A 1,525-nucleotide genomic window follows, 5' to 3' on the forward strand; every position below is an offset into this window, starting at 1 on the left:
CGGCGGCCGGGAAGGCGACCGCCGGGTCGGTGGCGCTGGTCAGGGCGTCAGCCGGATGCAAGGGGCTCGCGGTGTCGCGGCGGCTGGTCGCATACATGTGGCTCACGTGCAATCGGGATGGCGCCGGGGCGCCGGATGTGGTTCCCCCCACATTCGCCTGCTTTTCGCCAGAGGTCTATACCCAGTTGGTCACGGATTCCGTGCGGAGTGCGATCGCCGCAGGTGGGACGGGTGGGGGCGGCGCAAAAATCCGCGCCGCCCCGGCGAGCTGCGCCGCCCGCTACTTCTTGGGGCACTCCTTCCAGGCGAGGTGGTAGATGGTGTTGAGGTCGCCGTCGGTGGAGTCCATCGTCATGAAGCTGGTGGTCTTGGACGGGTCGGAGGTGCCCGCGTTGACCCGCAGCTCCGTGTTGATGTTGAAGTTACGTTTCTCTCCGCAGGGGGCCCAGACCAGCGCCGCCACGTCGACGCGGTCGGTGGCCTGCCAGTTGTCCGCGTAGTTGCCGCGGAAGGTGTGGCTGATGGGCGTGGTCGTGGAGGACCCCTGGAAGTAGTACGAGGCCTTCTCCGTACCGGTCGCGCCGGGCTCCAGCTTCGCGTAGCCGCGGTAGTCCGCGCTGGCGATGGCGTACGTGAAGCCCTGCGGCACGTGCACGATCAGGTTGAGCTGGCAGTTCTTGCGGAAGTCGGTCGGCTTGGAGCCCACGCCCACCTGGGCGAGGTAGTCGCTGTAGGTGACCGTGAAGGCCGTGTTGTCGGGCGCGACGGCCACCGCGGCCGTGCCCGCGGGGCAACCGGAGCCGTTGACCGTGGCGATCTCGATCACGATCTTGTCCGGGGGCGGATTGACGATGATCGACGCGTCGTACGTGGATAACGGTGAGGCGAACAGTGCCGCGAGCGCGGCTCCTGCGATAAGGCCGCCGGGCATGGCTCTCCAATCGGTTGTCCTCGGAATGAGCGACGTCATTTCGGCCGGGACCCCGCAAGGAGACCGGACCGGAATGGGTGGGAGCATGGAACGGTTGAGGCATGGACATGCCATGCCCTGCCTCCCAAGAACCCCTGGGGACGGGGAGCGTTCGAATGGTAGGAGGCGCCACCCGAGTGCGCCAGACTCCGCGTAGGACATCCGTTCCCCGGTTCCCGCCGTGTGTCGAAGGCCCAGGTGAGCGGGGTTGCCGGGGCGCCGCAACCCCGCCGCGCCTGTAGACACGTGCGCAATACAGGGAATAGGGCGGCGCCCGGCCGCACCCGGAACCGTGAATTCACCCCGGTTTTCCCGGCGCCCGGAGGCAACCGCGGAAGCGTTCCGGAATTCGGACGGCCCCGGGCGTAACCCGGGCGGGCGTTACGGCGTTCCCCTTAGCCCGGGAAAGGCCTGGCCGAGATGGACACAGAGCATGGAGATGAGAACCGCGGCCGTGATCACGCCCAGGCACCCCAGCACATCGCGCAAGGTGCTCGCCAGCGGGCCCAGTGGGTCCGGCGGGGCGGGCAGCGGCTCGGGCGGCGGGGGTGGTGC

Annotated in this window: 1 protein-coding gene; it reads right to left on the reverse strand. The window is 68.6% G+C overall.

Annotation, left to right across the window (positions count from 1 at the left end; translation table 11 throughout):
- Nucleotides 1-280 precede the first annotated feature (280 nt).
- Nucleotides 281-931 carry a DUF4360 domain-containing protein gene (locus tag ACSNOH_RS34730; RefSeq protein WP_436725434.1) on the reverse strand — a complete coding sequence of 217 codons (651 nt, stop codon included), beginning with the start codon at nt 929-931 and terminating at the stop codon, nt 281-283.
- Nucleotides 932-1,525 lie beyond the last annotated feature (594 nt).

It is taken from the genome of Streptomyces sp. URMC 127 (assembly GCF_051386535.1).
In the GTDB taxonomy this organism is placed as follows: domain Bacteria; phylum Actinomycetota; class Actinomycetes; order Streptomycetales; family Streptomycetaceae; genus Streptomyces.